The sequence below is a fragment of the Fibrisoma limi BUZ 3 genome (assembly GCF_000296815.2).
In the GTDB taxonomy this organism is placed as follows: Bacteria; Bacteroidota; Bacteroidia; order Cytophagales; family Spirosomataceae; genus Fibrisoma; species Fibrisoma limi.
On record NZ_CAIT01000010.1, the window covers coordinates 65,017 to 84,155 of the forward strand.

The window sequence follows — 19,139 nt, forward strand, 5'->3', positions numbered from 1 at the left end:
ATGATGTGACTGACGTAGTAGCCAACCTTACTTGTCATCGGTTGCAGGACCTTCTTCACCGGTTGAAACCAGGTTGAAGAACTGATCAAGTTTCGGCGTCAAGATGATTTCCGTACGGCGGTTTACCTGACGGGTCGATGCAGTGGCGTTGTCGGCTTTAGGCGCATATTCGCCACGGCCTCCGGCAGTCAGACGAGCTGGGCTGATCCCAAATTTGTTTTGCAGCATCCGAACAACAGACGTTGCCCGCAGTACGCTAAGATCCCAGTTGTCTTTGATGTACTGAGTTGAGATAGGTACGATGTCCGTGTGGCCTTCAACCAGAATGTTCAGGTCCTTGTGGTCAGCGGCCACTTTAGCCACTTTACCCAATACTGTTTCAGCACGGGCGTTGATGTCGTAGCTACCTGACCGGAACAGCATTTTGTCGGAGATCGATACGTAAACAACTCCACCACGAACTTCAACCTGTACGTCCTCATCATTGACATCTTCCAGAGAGCGTTTCAGGCTTCTAACGAGGACAAGGTTAATCGAGTCTTTCTTCTGCATAGACGACGACATACCTGCAATCGTTTCCAGCGATTTCTTCATACTTTCAGCCCCTGCTTTGCTGACAACTGACAGATCGGCCATGCGGTCGAGCAGGTTGCTGTTGTTTTTCTTCAGATAGTCTAGCTGGTTCTGCAGGTCGCTCAGTTGCTTATCCTTGTTCTGGATGTCAGTTTCCCGAGTAGCCAGTTGAGTCCGCAGATCAGCCGTACGCCGGTCGCAATCATTCAACGAAGCCTGGGCTTTGTCGCGAGCCTCCTGAAGGGCTTTGATCTCGGCCAGTCGTTTCTTACTAGCACAGGAAGATAGCAGGGATAGAATAGCGCAGGCAAACAGTAAACGCTTCATGGGCTTTGATTAACTTTAAAACAGTGCTGAACGAAAAGACGGTCAACTAACCGTCATTTATTAAGTATGTTGGGTTAATTTTTGGACAAAATTAATAAAAACGCTGGTTTTATTACGTGATAATTTTTAAAGCCGGTTCTTTATTTTGTTGAACTTTGCTTAATGAAACGCTGATCAGCATTCCTGCTTGTTGCTTCTGATAAGCTCGGAAAGCAGCCTGTTCGATTTTACAAAAGTTGGCTTACCCCATAAGCACTCACTCCCAGAATTGATAGAACACTTACCCAAAACCAGACGTCGTACCACAGTGAGGGCGTTAGCTCAGGTGGTAGCTGGCGGTACCGAAACATAAACGCAGCCCAGACAACTACCAGCAGCAGTACGGACGTAGCCAGACCGCCGAGCAGAATCATCAGGACCGGTAATTTGATGAATAGAAACAGTAGGCACCATATAGTAGGAAATGCACAGGATAAAATGGATAACGTGCGTTTTCGGGCTGCCGGATCATCGAAACGAACCCAGCCAAGTTGTCCAAAGGCATCGCCAAAGATGCGGGCCCAACTGGCTGTGGCTGTAAACAAGGTTGAATACAGCACGAAAAAGGCACCGACCAGAAAAACCACTTTTGCGCCCGGCCCGAGCGTAGTGGTCATAAGCCGGGACAGTGTTTCAACCATAGCGTAGCCTTCAGGGATCTGGCCATGTTCATGCAATAGCGAAGCACCAAGCAGGTAAAATGCGGCCGTCACGGTTGTGTAGACGACCATCGAAAAAAGGGCATCAACGGTCATGACCCGAATCCAGCCCCGCGCCCGTTCGGCCCAGGCACTGGCTTCGTTGTCAGGTGATAATACGCGAGGGCCTACGTAGGTAGCGTAGCCTTTTTCAATGCACCAGTAGTTATAATACATAATTTCGTCGCCCCCAACGCCCGTAATGCCGAAGGCGGCTAAGGCGACACCGACCGTAGCCGGAGGTAGTGAAAACGTTAAGCCTGATCCGAGTTCTTCGCCACTGATAGCGTAGGGCGTCCATTGCAACAGCAGCACCGACAGTAAGATCAAGCCGGTGAAGCCAATAATCATCAAAAGGGTACCTTTCTCAATCCAGCCGTAGTTGCCCCGGTAGATAAGCAAAGCAGTTATAACAGCCGACAGGATAGCCCACCACGAAACGCTGAGAACAGGCAAGGCCATGTTAAGAACCAGAGCCACGCCCCCCACGATACCGCCCACCTGTAACAACTTAAGTCCCTGTAAGCTCAGCCATACCCAGATCGTCCAATGCGTAGCCTGAATCCGCCACCCCGGCAGCCGGTTCAGCGACTGCATGGTTGGTAGGCCGGTATAGATCGCGTTTTTGCCAAATTCGATCTGTAAAGCCACTTTCACGAGGCAACTGACCAGAATTACCCAGAACGTAACGAAGCCCGCTTTAGCCCCCAATGCCGTAGTCGCAATGAGTTCGCCGGAGCCGACAATGGCCGCGGACAAAATGAAACCGGGCCCCAGATGACGTAGACGACCGACAAAGGTTGTTGGCGCGGGTCGTATTCGAGTGGCTGATAATACGTATGGATCATGCAGTTCCGCAGCCGACGGAGGAGTGGGGGTTGTAGCAGACATAAGGCTGGTGCGCTGATGGAACTTACAAAATCGGCTCACGACAGTAGATTAGCGGGCCTGTTTTGTTTATCGTCAAAGCAACATTGCCTTATTTTCTCCTTATGAAATCGTTTCTCACTACCATTCTATGCCTGCTTATGATGAGTGCCTATGCTCAGTCAGCTAAAGAAATCTTGTACGTTGGTACCTACTCGGTGCGGGGTAGCGAGGGGATTTATGTGTTCGAATTCGATCGGGCGACCGGCAATCTGAAACAGATGCAAACCGTGCCGAACGACAAAAGCCCGTCATTTCTGGCTATTCATCCGTCTGGGAAGTATTTATATTCCGTCAATGAAGGCGCTGATAAAAACGGTGGGGTGAGTGCCTATGCCATTGAGCCAAAAACCGGCAACTTGAATCCCCTGAATCAGCAGCCATCGAAGGGACGGGGGCCTTGCCATGTCAGTGTCGATCAAACCGGTAAGCTGGCGTTTGTATCAAATTATGGAGGAGGCACTTTCACGGTGCTGCCAATCAAGGCAGATGGAACACTGGGTGAACCAACAGAATCGATGGAGTACACCGGCAGCGGCCCTAACCAGCAGCGGCAGGAAAAACCGCATATCCATTCGGCAACTCTTTCGCCTGATAACCGCTTTGTATACGTAGCTGATCTTGGTTCTGACAAAGTATATATCTACGACATTGATCCGGCAAGCGGCAAGGTGAAACCAGCGGCAACTCCCTTTGTCTCCGTAAAGCCCGGTTCGGGACCTCGCCACCTGGCCATTCATCCCAACGGTCGCTACGTTTATGTGGTTGAGGAGCTGACTTCGGCGGTGGCTACTTTTAAGCGTGATGCCAAAACCGGGGCATTAACACTGATTCAGGACAATGTAAAGACGCTGCCTGCCGACTTCAGCGGTAACAATACCAGTGCAGACATTCATACCGATCCTACCGGTAAATACTTGTATCAGTCAAACCGGGGGTACAACGCGCTGGCCATATTGTCGATTGCTAAAGACGGTACTGTGACGCTGATGGGACAGCAGCCGACGGGTGGTAAAACTCCCCGTAACTTTATGGTTGATCCGAAAGGCCAATACGTGCTGGCCGCTAATCAGGAGACGGATAACATCACTGTGTTCCGGCTCGATCCAAAAACCGGAAAGTTGACCGACACTGGTAAATCCGTAAGTGTACCCTCGCCGGTCTGTCTGAAGCTCATGACCGTTCAGTAAATATGCTGTCGTGTTGAGCCAGGTTATCGGCCTGCCTGATCAGTGTGGGGTTGAATAAAAGCCCATTTACTCAACTTTTTTGGGGCTTTGACAATAAAAGATGGATAGAAACAACTAATTCTCGGATAAAGCCGTTATCTTTAGAAGTTGTTAAGAAAATACAATGCAAACAGGAACAGTTAAGTTTTTTAATGAGTCGAAAGGATTCGGCTTCATTAAGCCGGATGTTGCCGGTGATGACATTTTCGTCCACGCATCGGGACTCATTGACCAGATTCGTGAAAACGATAAGGTGAAATTCGAAGTTGAACGCGGCAAAAAAGGTTTAAATGCCGTCAACGTCGAAGTTGTTTAGATCGGAAGCCACTGAGGATTTAAGCTAACGTTAAGAACATGCCGTACGGCATGTTTTTTCGTTTTATGGGGTTCCTACGCAATTCGGTACACCAAGCCATAAGGTTGTATAGCCTAAACTCATCCATTGTTGATTATAGCTTCAGCATGCGAAAACTGTCTTGTCCGGGCGTATTTTTGGGTATGAAGAACAGGCTGATCTTTACATTTTTAACCTGCTGTACGTTGACCATTACGCTGGCCCAATCCAACAAACGCCCCCGGGAGTATGGTATTCGATTTGGGGTGATGCCAACCGGATCGCTGAATGCCATTACCGACGTACCTGGCGTTCGCGTAGGCCAGGTTACGATTCAGCAGGGAGCCAACATCCGCACTGGAGTAACGGCCATTCTGCCGCATGAGGGTAACATCTTTCAGCAAAAAGCACCAGCGGCCATTTACATTGGGAATGGATTTGGTAAGCTTACCGGCTACAGCCAGGTAGAAGAGCTGGGTACGCTTGAAACCCCTATTGTGCTAACCAATACGTTGAGCGTCCCGACCGCAACGGATGCGCTGATTGACTATACGCTGGCTCAGCCTGCTAACGGAGAAGTCCGCTCAGTGAATCCCGTAGTGGGTGAAACAAACGACGGGTATCTGAATGACATTCGCGGGCGACATATTACTAAACAGCACGTACTTCAGGCGCTTCAACAAGCCAGAACCGGGCCGGTTGAAGAAGGCAATGTGGGTGCCGGCACCGGCACCGTCTGCTTCGGCTACAAAGGCGGTATCGGTACGTCCTCCCGGAAATTACCTACGTCGCTGGGCGGTTATACTGTAGGCGTATTGGTCCAGACTAACTTCGGGGGTGTTCTACAGATTGCCGGCGTGCCGGTTGGGGTGAAGCTCGGTAAGTACAGCTTTAAGGAAAAACTCGATGGCTCGTGCATGATGGTTGTGCTGACAGATGCTCCTCTGGATGCTCGTAATCTCAAGCGCCTGGCGAAACGGGCGTTCATGGGGCTGGCCCGTACGGGAGGCATTGCCTCGAACGGCAGCGGGGATTACGTCATTGCCGTGTCGACGGCATACCGCATTCCGCACGAGACAACCAATCCGTTCGATGAGGTAAAACTGCTGCGCAACGATAACATGTCTCCCCTTTTCATGGCGGCTATTGAAGCTACCGAAGAAGCGATCATCAACTCCCTTTTCGCGGCTCAATCCCTCACCGGCGATCAGGGGCATCAGGTTGACGCTCTGCCGGTTAATCAGGTACTTGATCTGCTGCGGAAAGCAGGTCAAATTTAACCGGACATGCCTGAATAAAATAAATTGAAAAACAAAACAGTCGGGCTAAGTAGTTTACCTCAACAGTATCCGCGTTTTGTTTACCTCCCCGGATGAGCTAACTAATTAACCCTTTGGAGGTTAAGGGTTTTCTGAGCAAATATGCATAAGATAAATACCCTAAGCCGATTCGCTCTGCTTGCGGCATTAGTCACCTTTACAACGTGTTCGCGTAACCCCGTCACGGGTAAGCGGGAAGTGATTCTAATGTCGAAAGAGCAGGAAATTGCCCTTGGTCAGGAGTCGCACCCAACCGTGGTTTCCAGCATGGGTTTATACGAAGACAAACGCCTGCAGGACTTTATCAATGAAAAAGGAAAGGCGATGGCCCGTATTTCGCACCGGCCCGATCTGCCGTATCAGTTCTACATTGTCGATTCGCCGGTCGTAAATGCGTTTGCTGTGCCGGGTGGCTACGTATATTTTACGCGGGGCATTATGGCGCATTTTAATAACGAGGCTGAGTTTGCCGGGGTGCTGGGCCATGAGATTGGGCACATTACCGCACGGCATTCGGCCCGCCAGCAAAGCAAGCAATTGTTCGGTACGGGCGCGCTGGTGCTCGGTTCAGTCTTGTTTGATAAGACCGGTCAGTTGACCGAACTGGCCTCTCAAGGTTTGCAGTTGGCCTTACTGGGTTATAGCCGCGCCCACGAGTCGGAGTCGGATGAGATTGGTGTAGAGTATTCCAGCAAGATCGGTTACGACGCTCGTGAAATGGCTGATTTCTTCGGTACGATCAAGCGGATCCAGGAAAGCTCAGGGCAGGCCGTTCCCCAATTCATGTCGACGCACCCTGATCCGGGTAACCGCAACAAGCGCGTGTTGGAACTCGCGCAGCAGTATCAGACCAAAAATCCGGGTAGTTACCAGGTCGACCGTGACTCATACCTACGGATGATTGACGGGATCGTTTTTGGGGAAGATCCTAAACAGGGGTTTGTGGAGAACGCTATATTTTACCACCCCCAGCTCAAATTTCAGTTTCCCGTACCGAACGGGTGGCAGCACCAGAACTCACCGAGCCAGTTTCAGATGGCGGCTAAGGACGGAAAGTCGGCGATGATTTTAATGCTGGCAAAAGGCAATTCGCTCGACGAAGCTGCACAAAACACAGTCCAGCAATTTGGACTTCGCGTGCTGGAAAACCAGCGCACTACCATCAACGGAAATCCGGCCTACGTGCTTATCTCGCAACAGCAGCCTCAGCAGGGCCAGCAACAGACGCAAAGTACACAAAACGCATTACAGATTGCGTCGTGGCTGATTCAATACAACGGTACTATTTATGCCTTGCACGGACTGGCGGCTGCTCAGGGATTCAACGGTCCGTTTCGGACGTTCCAGCAGGTGGCCGGCGGATTCCGGCAACTGACTGACCCGGATAAGTTGAACCGTCAGCCCGAACGCGTACGGGTGAAAAACGCTCCCCGCGACGGTACGTTTCGAGAAGTCATGACAGCGCTTGGAATGCCTGCCAATCGCCTGGAAGAGTTAGGGACACTCAACAGCTTACGGGCTGACGATCGCGTGGCGCGAGGTACTATGGTAAAGATTATTACCCGCTAGGTATAGGGCAATCAGATCGATGAAGAACAGGCGTCATCGGTCTGATTGCCCTATGGTTACTGAGCCCGATAAAATACGAACAGGTCGTTGAAGGCCCAGTTGCCATCTTTAGGTTGTCCGCGCCGGATGACGAGTTGGTCAGGACCGCGCTTTTCGTAGATAATCCGAATCGACCCGTCTTCTTTTTCAAAAAGAGCCTGGTCTTTTTTCGCTTCAATAAACTTGTACCGATCGGATTTGTCCTTCTCTTCAACCCCGATCAGGCCCGGTTTGAAGTGTTTAACCATTGCTACCGGCCCTGACGATGTCTGCTCAAACGCAAATAACTCGTAAAGCGTCACCTTGTCATCTTTCATCATTCGGATGAAGCCCACTATGTTGTCGCCGGCGGGGGCGGTCCAGTTTGCTTCAATCGGGCCACCGTTGTACGTTCCCAGCCAGTGACCAGCCAGAAAGTTGACGTCGTTGAGTGAGCCGGTTTTCGGCTGGCTTTGGCCAGAGGCAGCGATGGCGAGAACGTAGTAAAAAATAAAAAGGGATACGAGGGTTTTCATGGATCAGAATAGTTGGTACTACGAGAAGGGCAAAACTAGTGGTCTTTACTTGCAAATAACTTACTACAAGCCATATTGATCAACCAGATAAACGATGGCCGCCATGGAGGCCGCCCCCAGGTCCAGTTCCCGTTTATTGACGGCTTCAAAACGGTCGATGCCCGTATGGTGGTAATCGAAGTACCGCTGCGAATCGGGCTTGAAGCCAAACAGAACCGTACCTGACTGGGCGAGCGGACCAATATCAGCTCCGCCACCCCCAGGGCCAATCTCATGGAGGCCATACGGAGCCAGCAAGCTTTTCCATTGCGACACTTTGGCCTTCTGCTCGGACGTTCCGACCACTCCAAAACCGCGGGGAGTGAAGCCGCCGTTGTCTGATTCAACAGCCGCTATGTGTTTCTCGCTGTTCTTTTTTGCGTAGTCGGCATAGCCAATACCACCCCGCAGTCCGTTTTCTTCGTTCATGAACATTACCGCCCGGATCGTCCGCTTAGGTTTAATACCGAGGGCTTTCATCATCCGCAATACCTCGATAGACTGAACGCAGCCAGCTCCGTCGTCGTGGGCACCTTCTGCCAAATCCCACGAATCAAGATGCCCGCCGACTACGATGATTTCGTCCGGCTTCTCGGAGCCTTTAATTTCACCCACTACGTTGTAAGACTTAGCATCGGGGAGGCTCTGGCAATTTTGTTTAAAATAGAACGTAAGATTCGGGTCTTCGCTGAGCAGCCGGCTCAGTTCATTAGCGCCGTTGGTACTGATGGCAGCCGTCGGAATAAGCGGCACACCAGCGCCGTAGCGCATGCTGCCCGTATGCGGATTATCGTCCTGGGCCGTCGTCATTGAGCGAATGATAGCGCCTACAGCACCAAATTTTGCTGCAAACGTAGCGCCATTGGCTCGCTGATCGACCGCTCCACCGTAGGCCTCGAAGGTGTTTAGCTTCGTAGGGTCCATGGGTCGATTGAAGAACACAATTTTACCTTTGATCTTATCGGCTCCCAGTGCCTCCAGCTCTTTGACGTTTTTTACCTCAACTACGCCAGCTTCGATGCCCTTGGGAGGAGTGGCTACCGAACCGCCCAAGGCAGCGATCGGTACGGTTAGTTTCCGCTTCCCCGTCCGAATGTAGGCTTCTTCTTTTGGGCCGCGCTCCCAGTGTGGTACCATTACTTCCTGCAGAAACACCCGGTCGAACCCTTCTTTTTCCATGGTCTGTTTAGCCCACTCGACCGCTTTCTGGGCTCCCGGTGAACCGCTGAGTCGTGGACCGACCTGTTTCGTAAGCTGCCGGAGCCATTCGTAGGATTTGCCGTTAGTAAGCGTTTCATTGAACAGACTGCGGATAGCAACCGAGTCGGGCGATTGAGCCAGTAAGGTGGTGGATAATACGGCTAGACTAAACGAAAGCGTAATCTTCATACAATGTCAGGTCGTGTTAGTTATCATAAATTCCGCTGAATTTAAGCAGGATGCCTGAAATAGTCGGAACACCGAAAAATTATCGACCGGATAATTGAAATTTCCAACGGATCAAACAGCGCATAGGTAACCATAGTTGAACACAGGAAAACTTATTGCTGCCTGGTCGCTATCAGAATGATTGGCTGGGTGGTATCGTCATTCACTTATCATTGAACGTTATGGCAACTCAATCCATCAGTCACTTTTTTTCAAATCTTTGGGTGCTGCTCAAGGACTCTTACAATGGGTTTTTGAATGACCGTTGTCTGAAGTTAAGTGCAGCCCTGGCCTACTATACCGTGTTTTCGCTGGCCCCACTGTTGGTACTGGTGATATCGTTGATCAGCATTTTTTTGGGTGAAGATGCCATTCAGGGGCAAATCTTCTCTCAAATTAACGGGCTGGTAGGTAACGAAGCCGCCAGGCAGATTCAGGATATGATCAAAGCCGTAGAACTGTCGGGTAAAACCAATACAGCGCTGGGCATCGGTATCGTAACGCTCGTGGTCGGGGCAACCACTATCTTTATTGAGATTCAGGATTCAGTGAACCTCATCTGGCGGGTAAAGGCAAAACCGAAACGGGGCTGGCTTAAACTGCTCAAAGACCGGCTGCTGTCCTCCTCGCTGGTCATCAGCCTTGGCTTTTTGCTGCTGGTATCGCTGATCATCAACGGAGTTGTGCTGGCTCTGAGTGATTTCCTGACACGCTACATTCCGCAGATTGGTGTAATCCTGATCAGCGCCTTCAACTTTCTGATCAGTACGGCGGTCATTACTACCCTGTTTGGTATCATTTTCAAAGTGCTTCCTGATGCCAAGATCGCCTGGAAGGATGTTCGCTGGGGTGCCTTCTTTACAGCGCTGCTATTTATGCTGGGCCGCTATCTGATTGGGCTGTACGTTGAGACCACAACAACCAGTTCCGCTTATGGTGCAGCCGGTTCGCTGATTGTCATTCTTGTCTGGATTTATTACACCGCGGCCATTCTATACTTTGGTGCCGAGTTTACGCAGGCCTATGCCAATCATTTCGGTGTGAGGATTGAACCGGCCGACTATGCTGTGTATGTCGAACAGGTTGAACGCGAACGAGACGTATCGATTATTCCAACCGAGCATAAAATTGAAGAGGCACGTAGTAAAGAACGGTAAGGTAGGGGAAGTTTGTTTATACAATGGGTTGGTTTTAAGGGGCTATCCCCTACTAGACCAACACCATGTAAAAACCGTACAACCAGAATTTACAACTGCCTCAAATGGACTTTATTGATTACTACAGTGTCCTGGGCGTACCGAAAACGGCGTCGGAGGACGACATAAAAAAAGCGTATCGGAAACTGGCCCGGAAGCACCATCCGGACCTGAATCCGAATGACCCGGAAGCTCACAAAAAATTCCAGCAGATCAACGAGGCCAATGAAGTGCTGACTGATCCGGAAAAGCGCAAGAAGTACGACCAGTACGGCAAAGACTGGCAGCATGCCGAGCAATTTGAAGAAGCCCGGCGGCAGCAACAGCAACGGCGTTCCTACACACAGGGTTCTACCGATGAGTTTGACTTCTCGGAGGGATTCGGCGGGGCCGACTTCTCGGATTTCTTCTCGTCGCTGTTTGGGCAGGAGGCCGGGGCAGGGCGCGGTCGGCGCGAAACCCGGTATCGCGGCCCGGACTATCAGGCTGAACTGCATCTGAGTCTACGTGATGCGCATGCTACCCACAAACAAACCCTGACCGTTAATGGTAAAAACATTCGTATCACCGTACTGGCGGGTGTTGAAAACGGGCAGAAGATCAAACTGGCGGGCTACGGCGGCCCCGGCGTGAACGGTGGTCCGGATGGTGACCTGTATATTACGTTCGTTATCGCCGACGATCCACGCTACAAACGGAAAGGAAATGATCTGTACGTTGACGAAGAAATAGACCTGTACACGGCAGTTCTGGGCGGTGAAAAAATCATCCAAACCTTCGATGGAAAAGTGAAGGTTTCGGTGCCGGCCGGGACGCAGAATGGATCGAAGATAAGGTTAAAAGGCAAAGGGTTTCCGGTTTACAAACAGGAAGGTGCCTTTGGTGATCTGTACGTGCAGTGGCAGGTAAACTTGCCGACGAATCTGACAGACGAGCAGAAAGAACTATTCCGGAAATTGGCGGCCCTCTAACCAATAACTCGTATGGAGACTTTAGTATCGGTCAATGAATTTTGCGTTTACCACCAGGTTGAAGTCAGCTTTGTTTATTTGCTGGAGCAACGCGGCTTGATACAAACCACTCAGGTCGACCAGTCGGTCTACGTGCATCCTGAATTCGTAGCCCGGCTGGAGAAACTGGTTCGACTGCACCAGGACCTGGCCGTTCATGCAGACGATCTGGATATTGTGATCAACCTGCTCGATCAATTGGAACACCTGCAGCGTGAGGTTGTTCAGCTACAAAATCGACTGGCTTTCTATGAGTCAATGACTGAACATTAACCAACGGTTGCAGACAAAACTGCCCGCAACCGTTGGTTAATATTCAGTTAGGCCATTGCCAACTCCATATCCCCCATGTGCTTGTGGCTGGCAAGGTTCCGGCTTTCGAGTAATTGCTTCAAAGCGGCTACATCGTGTCTGATCAGACGGGTAAACAGTTCCGACGTTAGGGTGGGCAGCAGTTCGTACGTACCTGTCGGTTCAATAGTAAGCTCGTAGGTGAAGTAAGTGTGGTTCCCCACTGGCTCAAACAGGCGCTGTCCCCACATGGGCATCGTGGCGTTGGTAGACCGGAAAGTCACCCGGGCGTCGGCTTCAACTGCTTCGATAATCCCCTGAAACGTAAACTGATTACCCAGGTACGTAACGGTTTCCTGAAATGGCATGTGTTCGACTGGCGAGCCGGAGATGATAGGCCAGCGGGCGCTCAGGCCCGTGCGCCATGCCGAATCGTTGTCAAAGCAACCTGCAAAAGCAAATACCTCATCGATAGGGCGCTCGATGATCTCGGATACATGAATGCTGATCATGTTGAAGGTAGTTTTCTGGTTAAAAGTTATTCGTTGTTTACGTTGTTGGTACAGAGGAGGTGAACGAATCGTATGCTAAATTAGGTCGAGTTCAGATGGAAGACTATCGGTAAGTCGTTGAACCGGAACAGGTGACCAATGAACTGTAATTAATTGGGTATCAAAGCCTACTTGTGTAATTAGTATTCATAAAAAAACCTGACCAGCCGACCGGTCAGGTTTTTTTGCAAAGCTGTTTGCAAGGAGGCTTACTGGAACAGGAGCGGAGCGTATTCACTCAGATACTGTCGCCAGTTGATCCAGGTATGACCGCCGTCTGTTTCCTTGTACTGGTACTTAATCTTGTGCTGGTCGAACAGAGCCATGGTTTGTTTACACGATTCCAGCAGAAAATCATCTTTTCCGATCTGGAACAGAAACAGCTTGTTGTTTTTGTTAAACGCCGGGTCCTGCAAGGTTTTAGCATAGCGGGTACCGGCTTCATTGGCCGTACCGCCGAAGAAGCCCGAACTGAACACACCAACGTAGCTGAACAACTCAGGATGCAGCAGGGCTACGTTCAGAGTCTGGATACCGCCCATCGACAAGCCGGCCAACGCTCGTTTGTCGCGCCCCGCCAGCGTACGGTAATTCTTTTCTACATAGGGCATCACATCATTAAGCAGCTCGTTAGCAAACATCTCCTGCATCTGTGGAAGCCGCTGCGCAAAGTCGGCCATAGTTGAAGAAGGAGGCATTGGCATGCTGCCGTTCGGCATGACAACGATCATGGGTTTAGCTTTACCGGCTGCAATCAGGTTATCGAGAATGAAACCGGCCCGGCCGATGGTGTTCCAGCCTGAATCATCGTCGCCCCCGCCGTGGAGCAGGTAAAATACCGGATACTTGGTTTTGCCCTGCTCGTAACCGGGAGGGGTGTATATATGCATCCGGCGGGGCGTGGCCAGCGATTTCGATTGATACCAGGCCTGACGTACTTCGCCGTGTGGTACCGGCTGAATTTCTTCGAAGGCGGTTTCCTTGCCGGTTACGGCCATCATGTTTTCAAGGCTGCTGATCCCCTGCTTGATAACCGGATTCTTAGGGTCCATAGTCCGGACACCATCGACCGTGAGGGTGTAGCTGTAATAATCCGGCTTCAGCGGTCCTGTAACTACCGACCAGACGCCCTGTTCGTTTTTGGTCAGGTTGAGCGGTTTGCCTCCGCCCAGGAAATCGCCCGCAACGGTCACTTCGCTGGCTTTAGGCGCGTAGATGCGAAGGGCTACCCGATTGTCGGCGAGTACCTGCGGAGACCTGAGCGTATCGTTCGGGTTTGGTTGCCGCTGGGGTGCCTGAGCCATGAGTTTTCCGCCTACCAGTAGCGTGGTCATAAGCAGTGCATTCACGTAGCGCACCCGATGTTTGACTAACATAAGGCTGAAGAGTTAAGGGTTTACGTTAAAAAGCAGGTCGTTAGGTATTATACCCATTCTCAAACTGCGGGACACTTTGGATTATATTTTGTTATACTTGCTAATGTAAATACCTGTCCTACTCTCCACCATGCCGCAACGTTCCTATGGCTTTCTTCAACAAAGGATTTGGGCGCAAACGCGAGTCGGTCGCTAACGACCGGATTCCGCCCGGCCAATACGAAACCCGCGACTTTCCTGTGCTGACTGCCGGGCCGACGCCCCGCATTCCACTGACGACCTGGTCGTTCACGCTGGAAGGACTGGTTGAATCCTCAGTCCAGTTGAACTGGGACCAATTCAACGCCCTGCCGCATCAGTCATTCACAAATGACATTCACTGCGTAACGAAGTGGTCGAAGCTGGATACCCATTGGGAGGGCGTAAGCATTGATACGTTGCTCGAACAGGTTACACTAAAGCCTGAAGCCCGTTACGTGATGGCCTATTCATACGGCGACTACACCACGAACATTCCGCTCGACGATCTGCGAAACGGAAAAGCCTTTGTCGGACTGCGCTACGAAGGATTGCCGCTTGCGCCTGAGCATGGTGGACCTGCCCGGCTGGTAGTGCCGCATCTGTACTTCTGGAAAAGTGCCAAATGGATTAAAGGACTGCGGTTTATGGAGCATGACCAACCCGGATTTTGGGAGCGCGGAGGGTATAGTATGTACGGCGATCCCTGGCGCGAACAACGGTATCGTAGCGACGATTAAGCCACTCACCAGACACTATGGAGCGAATTCAGTGGCAGCTTGCACGGGTAAAATCCATCGTGCAGGAAACGCCCCGTGTAAAAACATTTACGCTAACACTACCGAACTGGATACCCCACCTGCCCGGTCAGCACTACGATCTACGATTAACAGCCGAGGATGGTTACCAGGCCCAGCGCAGTTACTCGATTGCATCACCGCCTGAGCAAACGGGCGAAATTGACCTGACTGTCGAATTGATAGACGATGGTGAAGTATCCGCGTATTTGCACGAGGGCGTAGCACCCGGCGATCAACTGGAAGTACGGGGGCCTATCGGGGGGTATTTTGTTTGGCAAGACGCCATGAAACACGTGCCGCTTTTGCTGGTGGCAGGCGGTTCGGGTGTTGTTCCGCTCATGGCCATGCTACGGCACCGGGCAAAAATTGGCGCTACGAATCCAACCCGGCTGCTTTTCAGCGTACGATCGGCCGAAGAGGCTATTTACCGGGACGAACTGGAGGAAATGGCCAGGCACGATGCGCAGTTTGACCTGCTACTGACGTTTACCCGCGACGTACCAGTAGACTGGGCAGGCTACCACCGCCGGATTGACCGGCTGATGCTAACAGAAGTACTACATCGGTTCGAGACCCAACCGCACTGTTTCATCTGCGGGCCAACGCTGCTGGTTGAACAGGTTGCCAATACGTTGGCCGAGCTGGGCTTATCTGCCGACACGATTCGAACCGAACGCTTTGGACCAACTGGTACGTAAAACCAACTTAGGCCATGAACCCGGAAACCGATACGATAAACGAAGCGCTGCGACTGGATGGCAATGCCGTAGCCGGCGATCTGCAAATGCTCATGGGGTTTGATGTTACGTTGCTTCAGGCGCAGTGTGGCCACTGTCAGAACGAAGGTGTATTTGCGTCGCTGGTGGCATATGTCAGAGGGCCGGGGATTGTACTGCGCTGCCCCACCTGCGAAGGGCTGGTCCTTCAGATTGTGAAAACGCCTACGTCGATCATCGTGAATCTGGAAGGAATGGCCCGTAGCGTTATGTACTTACCAATGAGTTGAATCACGTTAGCTTAGTTCTTGTATGGTACAAGCACAATCCTTTTTACTCATTCTACCGCTGTTAATGTTTGGATGCCGTAGTGGGTCTTCAGAAACCGAAAGGAAAACAGCCGCTGTGACCGACTCCGTCATGGAAGCCGTTGAGTCGGCTACTAACACCAGACAGTGTTTCCGGCAGATTGTCGGGCGAGATACAACGATGCTCACGCTCACAACGGGAGATTCTATCGTTACTGGTGAACTAACCGTACTGCCATTTGAGAAAGACCAGGCTCGTGGTCCCATCCGGGGAACGATGGCAGCTAATCAGATTACAGCGCAATGGCAACGGTCAGGCGAGGGTGTAACGCAGCCCTACGAAATCGTCTTTACCATGAAAGGCGACTCCGTAGTCTGGCGAGAAGGCGAACGGGTTGAGAAACAGGGCGTATGGGTACTGAAGAATCCAGCGCAGAGCTATCAATACGTATTGACAAAAACAGATTGTCAATAAGCCATAGCCTTATTTATCCAGATCGATGTACGACATAGTATGCACGTCGTCGGCCTTGGTGTTGACGAACTTCTTTTCCGGATTGTCGTATTCCGAGATGAAAAGTCGCTTGCCCTTGAGCAACACCTCTGCGGGCTGGTCGAGTCGTCCGTCCTTACCGTCGGTGTCGCCATTCTGGGCCAGTGTCGTAACCTTCCCATCGGGCGAAACGGTCATGATCGCGTTCATGCGGGAGTTGCAGAGGTAAATGGTATTGTCGGTGCGGTCGATGATCAGACCATCAATGCAGGGAATCTTCTGACTGAGCTTTACGACCTCCTTCGACGCCAACGTACCATCGGGTTTAAGTGTCAGGCGGTACAACGTGCCGTCGCCGAAACTGCCGGTATAAAAACGACCCTGACTGTCGTAGTCCAATCCATCGGCTCCGTTATCAACACCTGTTTCATTCACCTGCGTTGTGAACGTTGCCAGCACGTGCGGGTCCATGGTTTTGGGTTTCAGGGCAACGACCCCTTTGTTCAACTCGTCGAGAGTAAACCGAAGAACCGCGCTGCCCTTATCATTGTCGGGCATGTCCCACTGGCTGTCTGTCACGTAGATCGTATTGCCGCCCCAAACCACCGCATTAGCCAGCGCAAAGCCCGTCACAACCGGTTCGACTCCAACAGCTTTCCCGTTCTGCATCCGGACGCGCATCAGCCGGGATTTGTAGTTTTTGTCGTTTTCGTATTGATTGTCGGCGTAGTACAAATTACCATCCGGACCGAACGCCAGGTCCATTGGGCAAGCGTGTTTGGTGTCCGGATGGGCGGGCAGGCTTGTGAAGAAATGAAGCGAGTCTTCGCCAACGGTGACCAGCACCCCCGGAAACGAATTGTCGGCCAGGTTGGGTACCGACAAATACACCGTACCGTCGGGGCCGAGGGCGAGACCATCAGGCGTATTGTATTTAGCTGGTAAAGTGTACAGCAGTTTTGGGTTGCCAACGGTCGATACGGTCGCCTGAGCACTGTCGAGGTTACCCGTATCAACTCCCTGCGCGTTTTCTTTTTTCTGTTGGCAACCAGCGGCCAACCCGACGCCTACTAAAATGAGAACAAGATTGCTTTTCATGGTAATACGCTGAGTGATATGTACTTGCTCATGCGTAAACCTTGTGTTCTGGAAAATGTTATGAACGTCTATTCAACTGTAATAGACCGTTGGCTACGTATTACTAGACGCAACTCGGCCCAGCAGTATAGCTAATCCGGCAAAGAACAAAGCCCCCAGCAGCATATATCCTTCTTCACCTAAAGCCCCCGCCAGCGCCGGCTCGAGCGTTAAGCTGGTCAGGGCATTGTAAATGGAATCGTTAACCGAAAGGAGAGCAACCAGGACCCCTGCCAGTGCTCCACCGGCTACCAGGCCTGTAGCAAACAGGTTGCCCCGGCCAAGGTCGGCATCTTCTTCGACGCGGTTCCGGCGCTTGGCGTTCCAGTCGGTAAAAGCTTTGACGCAGCCCCCTACGAAGATAGGCAACGTAGTGGACAGGGGTAAATACAATCCTACGGCAAAGGCCAGTGCGCTAACGCCGACCAATTCAAATACGAAGGCCAGGAAAGCCCCCACCAGAACAAACTGCCAGTCGAGGTTAAACGATAGCAGCCCTTTGATGAGCGTAGCCATCAGCGTACCCTGCGGAGCCGGAAACTTGTCGCTGCCAATGGCATGCGTGACGCCCTGAGCCAGGAGGTCGGGCGTAGGCGTATCCAGAATTTTAACCGTAGCGCCTATAACGAGCGACGAGACAATAACTCCCACGAATAGGGCCATCTGCTGATATTTAGGCGTAGCGCCGACCAGATACCCCGTTTTCAGATCCTGCGACGTAGCACCGGCCGTAGCAGCCGCTACGCAGATCATACTACCAACCACAAGAACAGCCGGTTCAAAGGCTTTGCCCGTCAAACCGAAGCCGATAAATACCAGCGCGGTTCCCATAATGGTGGCGATGGTCATGCCGGATACGGGCGATGAACTCGACCCGATCAGTCCCACGATCCGGCTGGCAACCGTCACGAAAAAGAAGCCGAAGATAATGACCAGAATACCCAGCAGCAACTTGGTCAGTAACGTATCGCCCGGAACCTGCGGTAGAATAACCATCAGCCCGACCAGAATAAGGCTACCAAAAATCACTACCCGGATGGATAAGTCCTGCTCAGTACGGCGAACGGCACCATTTTCCCCGCTCAGATCGACGCTCCCTCGGGTAAAACTCTGCCGGAACGACGATACGATAGTCGGAATTGTTTTCAGCAGGGTCATGAACCCACCGGCTGTTACAGCACCAGCGCCAATCTGCCGAATGTAGGCCCGATAGATGGCTGCGGCCGTATCCTCAAAGGTTTTTGTTTCCGGGTTCCAGCCACCAGGACCACCGGCCGCGTTAACATCAGCCAGATAGCCAAGTTTTTGAAGCTGAGCCGCGATGATTTCGCCCGGAACCAGCGACGCCAGCAACGGTATCAGGCCCAGCCAGGCCAGAATACCCCCGCCAACCAGGACCGCCGAAATCCGAAACCCGATGATGTAGCCGACACCCAGGTACTCGGGAGTAATTTCGCCTGCTACCTGCGCTGATGGAAAATATCGGTTGGCTTGTTTCGTAGCCCAGACGGGCACTTCGGCAATGATATGCAGTACCTTCTGAAGCACGGCGTACAGGAGTGCTACGCCAAGACCCTGGTAGGCCGTTTTGGCAAAATTACCACCCCGTTCGCCAGCCATCAGTACCGACGCACAGGCTGTTCCTTCGGGATAAGGCAGCGTTCCATGTTCCTGCACGATGAGCGACCGGCGTAGTGGAATCATCATTAAGGTGCCCACCAGTCCGCCGAGGATAGCGAGCGTCAAGATGGTCCAATAGTTAAAAAAATCGGCCCCGACGCTCTGGCCATTTTCGCCGGCAGTCAGGAACAGAAAGCCCGGCATGGTAAACACAACCCCCGATGCAATGCTCTCACCGGCTGAGCCTGTCGTTTGAATGATGTTATTTTCAAGAATCGTGGTGTTCAGAAATCGTCGGCCCAGCGATATAGCCAGAACGGCAATAGGAATGGAAGCCGATACCGACAGACCCGCTTTAAGGGATAGATAGACGGTTGCAGCCCCGAAGAGTATACCAAAAACAGCACCGGTAATAATCGCCTTAAGCGTAAATTCAGCAGGCGATTCGGTCGCAGGTACGAAGGGTTTGAGATCAGGTAGGGGTTTAGTTTCCATGTAAACGGAGAATTTCAGTGAAATAATAACGCTTTTCCGGCAAACCCTTCCCGGAACAATTGAATTAATTCATCAACCTTGGGTAATCACTT

19 protein-coding genes are annotated in these 19,139 nt (G+C 51.7%); 11 read left to right on the top strand and 8 right to left on the bottom strand.

Annotated elements, in window-relative coordinates; genetic code table 11:
* Positions 1-27: 27 nt before the first annotated feature.
* Together BN8_RS28340 and BN8_RS28345 are read right to left on the bottom strand one after the other, a co-directional pair.
* Entirely contained in the window at positions 28-900 is an 873-nt protein-coding gene (locus BN8_RS28340; RefSeq protein WP_009285386.1) for an OmpA family protein, read from the bottom strand.
* A 227-nt stretch (positions 901-1,127) separates the two neighbouring features.
* Positions 1,128-2,528: an Nramp family divalent metal transporter gene (locus BN8_RS28345; protein ID WP_009285387.1), complete on the bottom strand. Its 1,401-nt coding sequence runs from the start codon at positions 2,526-2,528 to the stop codon at positions 1,128-1,130.
* Between the two features lie 101 nt (positions 2,529-2,629).
* On the opposite strand from BN8_RS28345, the gene BN8_RS28350 reads away from it, so the two are divergent.
* From BN8_RS28350 to BN8_RS28365, 4 genes are all read left to right on the top strand, one after another.
* Positions 2,630-3,754, top strand: a complete 1,125-nt coding sequence (locus BN8_RS28350) for a lactonase family protein (protein WP_009285388.1) — start codon at positions 2,630-2,632, stop codon at positions 3,752-3,754.
* 163 nt (positions 3,755-3,917) lie between these two features.
* Entirely contained in the window at positions 3,918-4,109 is a 192-nt protein-coding gene (locus tag BN8_RS28355) for a cold-shock protein (protein ID WP_009285389.1), read from the top strand.
* 182 nt (positions 4,110-4,291) lie between these two features.
* Positions 4,292-5,407, top strand: a complete 1,116-nt coding sequence (locus tag BN8_RS28360) for a P1 family peptidase (protein WP_040006995.1) — start codon at positions 4,292-4,294, stop codon at positions 5,405-5,407.
* Between the two features lie 141 nt (positions 5,408-5,548).
* Positions 5,549-7,015, top strand: a complete 1,467-nt coding sequence (locus tag BN8_RS28365; RefSeq protein ID WP_009285391.1) for a M48 family metalloprotease — start codon at positions 5,549-5,551, stop codon at positions 7,013-7,015.
* 56 nt (positions 7,016-7,071) lie between these two features.
* On the opposite strand, the gene BN8_RS28370 is transcribed toward BN8_RS28365, so the two are convergent.
* Positions 7,072-7,569: a DUF6265 family protein gene (locus tag BN8_RS28370; RefSeq protein ID WP_009285392.1), complete on the bottom strand. Its 498-nt coding sequence runs from the start codon at positions 7,567-7,569 to the stop codon at positions 7,072-7,074.
* Positions 7,570-7,632: 63 nt separating this feature from the next.
* The gene (locus BN8_RS28375) at positions 7,633-8,997 is read right to left on the bottom strand and encodes a M28 family peptidase (RefSeq protein WP_009285393.1); all 1,365 of its coding nucleotides are present in this window, start codon (positions 8,995-8,997) and stop codon (positions 7,633-7,635) included.
* Between the two features lie 221 nt (positions 8,998-9,218).
* On the opposite strand from BN8_RS28375, the gene BN8_RS28380 reads away from it, so the two are divergent.
* The 3 genes from BN8_RS28380 to BN8_RS28390 all read left to right on the top strand — a co-directional run bounded on the left by BN8_RS28380 (position 9,219) and on the right by BN8_RS28390 (position 11,515).
* Positions 9,219-10,193, top strand: coding sequence for a YihY/virulence factor BrkB family protein (locus tag BN8_RS28380; RefSeq protein WP_009285394.1), 975 nt, complete (start codon positions 9,219-9,221; stop codon positions 10,191-10,193).
* A gap of 104 nt (positions 10,194-10,297) precedes the next feature.
* Entirely contained in the window at positions 10,298-11,203 is a 906-nt protein-coding gene (locus BN8_RS28385; RefSeq protein WP_009285395.1) for a DnaJ C-terminal domain-containing protein, read from the top strand.
* 12 nt (positions 11,204-11,215) lie between these two features.
* Positions 11,216-11,515 (top strand): chaperone modulator CbpM, encoded by a 300-nt coding sequence (locus BN8_RS28390; RefSeq protein WP_009285396.1) that lies wholly within the window; start codon positions 11,216-11,218, stop codon positions 11,513-11,515.
* 47 nt (positions 11,516-11,562) lie between these two features.
* Here the strand turns inward: BN8_RS28390 and BN8_RS28395 are convergent, their stop codons facing one another.
* On the bottom strand, positions 11,563-12,045 hold the full coding sequence (locus tag BN8_RS28395; RefSeq protein ID WP_009285397.1) for an SRPBCC family protein: 483 nt from the start codon (positions 12,043-12,045) through the stop codon (positions 11,563-11,565).
* A gap of 248 nt (positions 12,046-12,293) precedes the next feature.
* Complete coding sequence (locus BN8_RS28400; RefSeq protein WP_009285398.1) at positions 12,294-13,460, bottom strand: esterase; 1,167 nt, start codon at positions 13,458-13,460, stop codon at positions 12,294-12,296.
* 146 nt (positions 13,461-13,606) lie between these two features.
* Here BN8_RS28400 and BN8_RS28405 point away from each other — a divergent pair, with 146 nt between their 5' ends.
* From BN8_RS28405 to BN8_RS28420, 4 genes are all read left to right on the top strand, one after another.
* Complete coding sequence (locus tag BN8_RS28405; protein ID WP_009285399.1) at positions 13,607-14,218, top strand: sulfite oxidase-like oxidoreductase; 612 nt, start codon at positions 13,607-13,609, stop codon at positions 14,216-14,218.
* A gap of 17 nt (positions 14,219-14,235) precedes the next feature.
* Positions 14,236-14,976: a ferredoxin reductase gene (locus BN8_RS28410; RefSeq protein ID WP_009285400.1), complete on the top strand. Its 741-nt coding sequence runs from the start codon at positions 14,236-14,238 to the stop codon at positions 14,974-14,976.
* 14 nt (positions 14,977-14,990) lie between these two features.
* Positions 14,991-15,284 (top strand): DUF6510 family protein, encoded by a 294-nt coding sequence (locus tag BN8_RS28415; protein WP_009285401.1) that lies wholly within the window; start codon positions 14,991-14,993, stop codon positions 15,282-15,284.
* A gap of 115 nt (positions 15,285-15,399) precedes the next feature.
* Positions 15,400-15,777 (top strand): hypothetical protein, encoded by a 378-nt coding sequence (locus BN8_RS28420; RefSeq protein ID WP_229368427.1) that lies wholly within the window; start codon positions 15,400-15,402, stop codon positions 15,775-15,777.
* Between the two features lie 9 nt (positions 15,778-15,786).
* On the opposite strand, the gene BN8_RS28425 is transcribed toward BN8_RS28420, so the two are convergent.
* Both BN8_RS28425 and BN8_RS28430 read right to left on the bottom strand, forming a co-directional pair.
* On the bottom strand, positions 15,787-16,893 hold the full coding sequence (locus BN8_RS28425; RefSeq protein WP_009285403.1) for an SMP-30/gluconolactonase/LRE family protein: 1,107 nt from the start codon (positions 16,891-16,893) through the stop codon (positions 15,787-15,789).
* 93 nt (positions 16,894-16,986) lie between these two features.
* Entirely contained in the window at positions 16,987-19,047 is a 2,061-nt protein-coding gene (locus tag BN8_RS28430; RefSeq protein ID WP_009285404.1) for an OPT family oligopeptide transporter, read from the bottom strand.
* Positions 19,048-19,139: the final 92 nt, after the last annotated feature.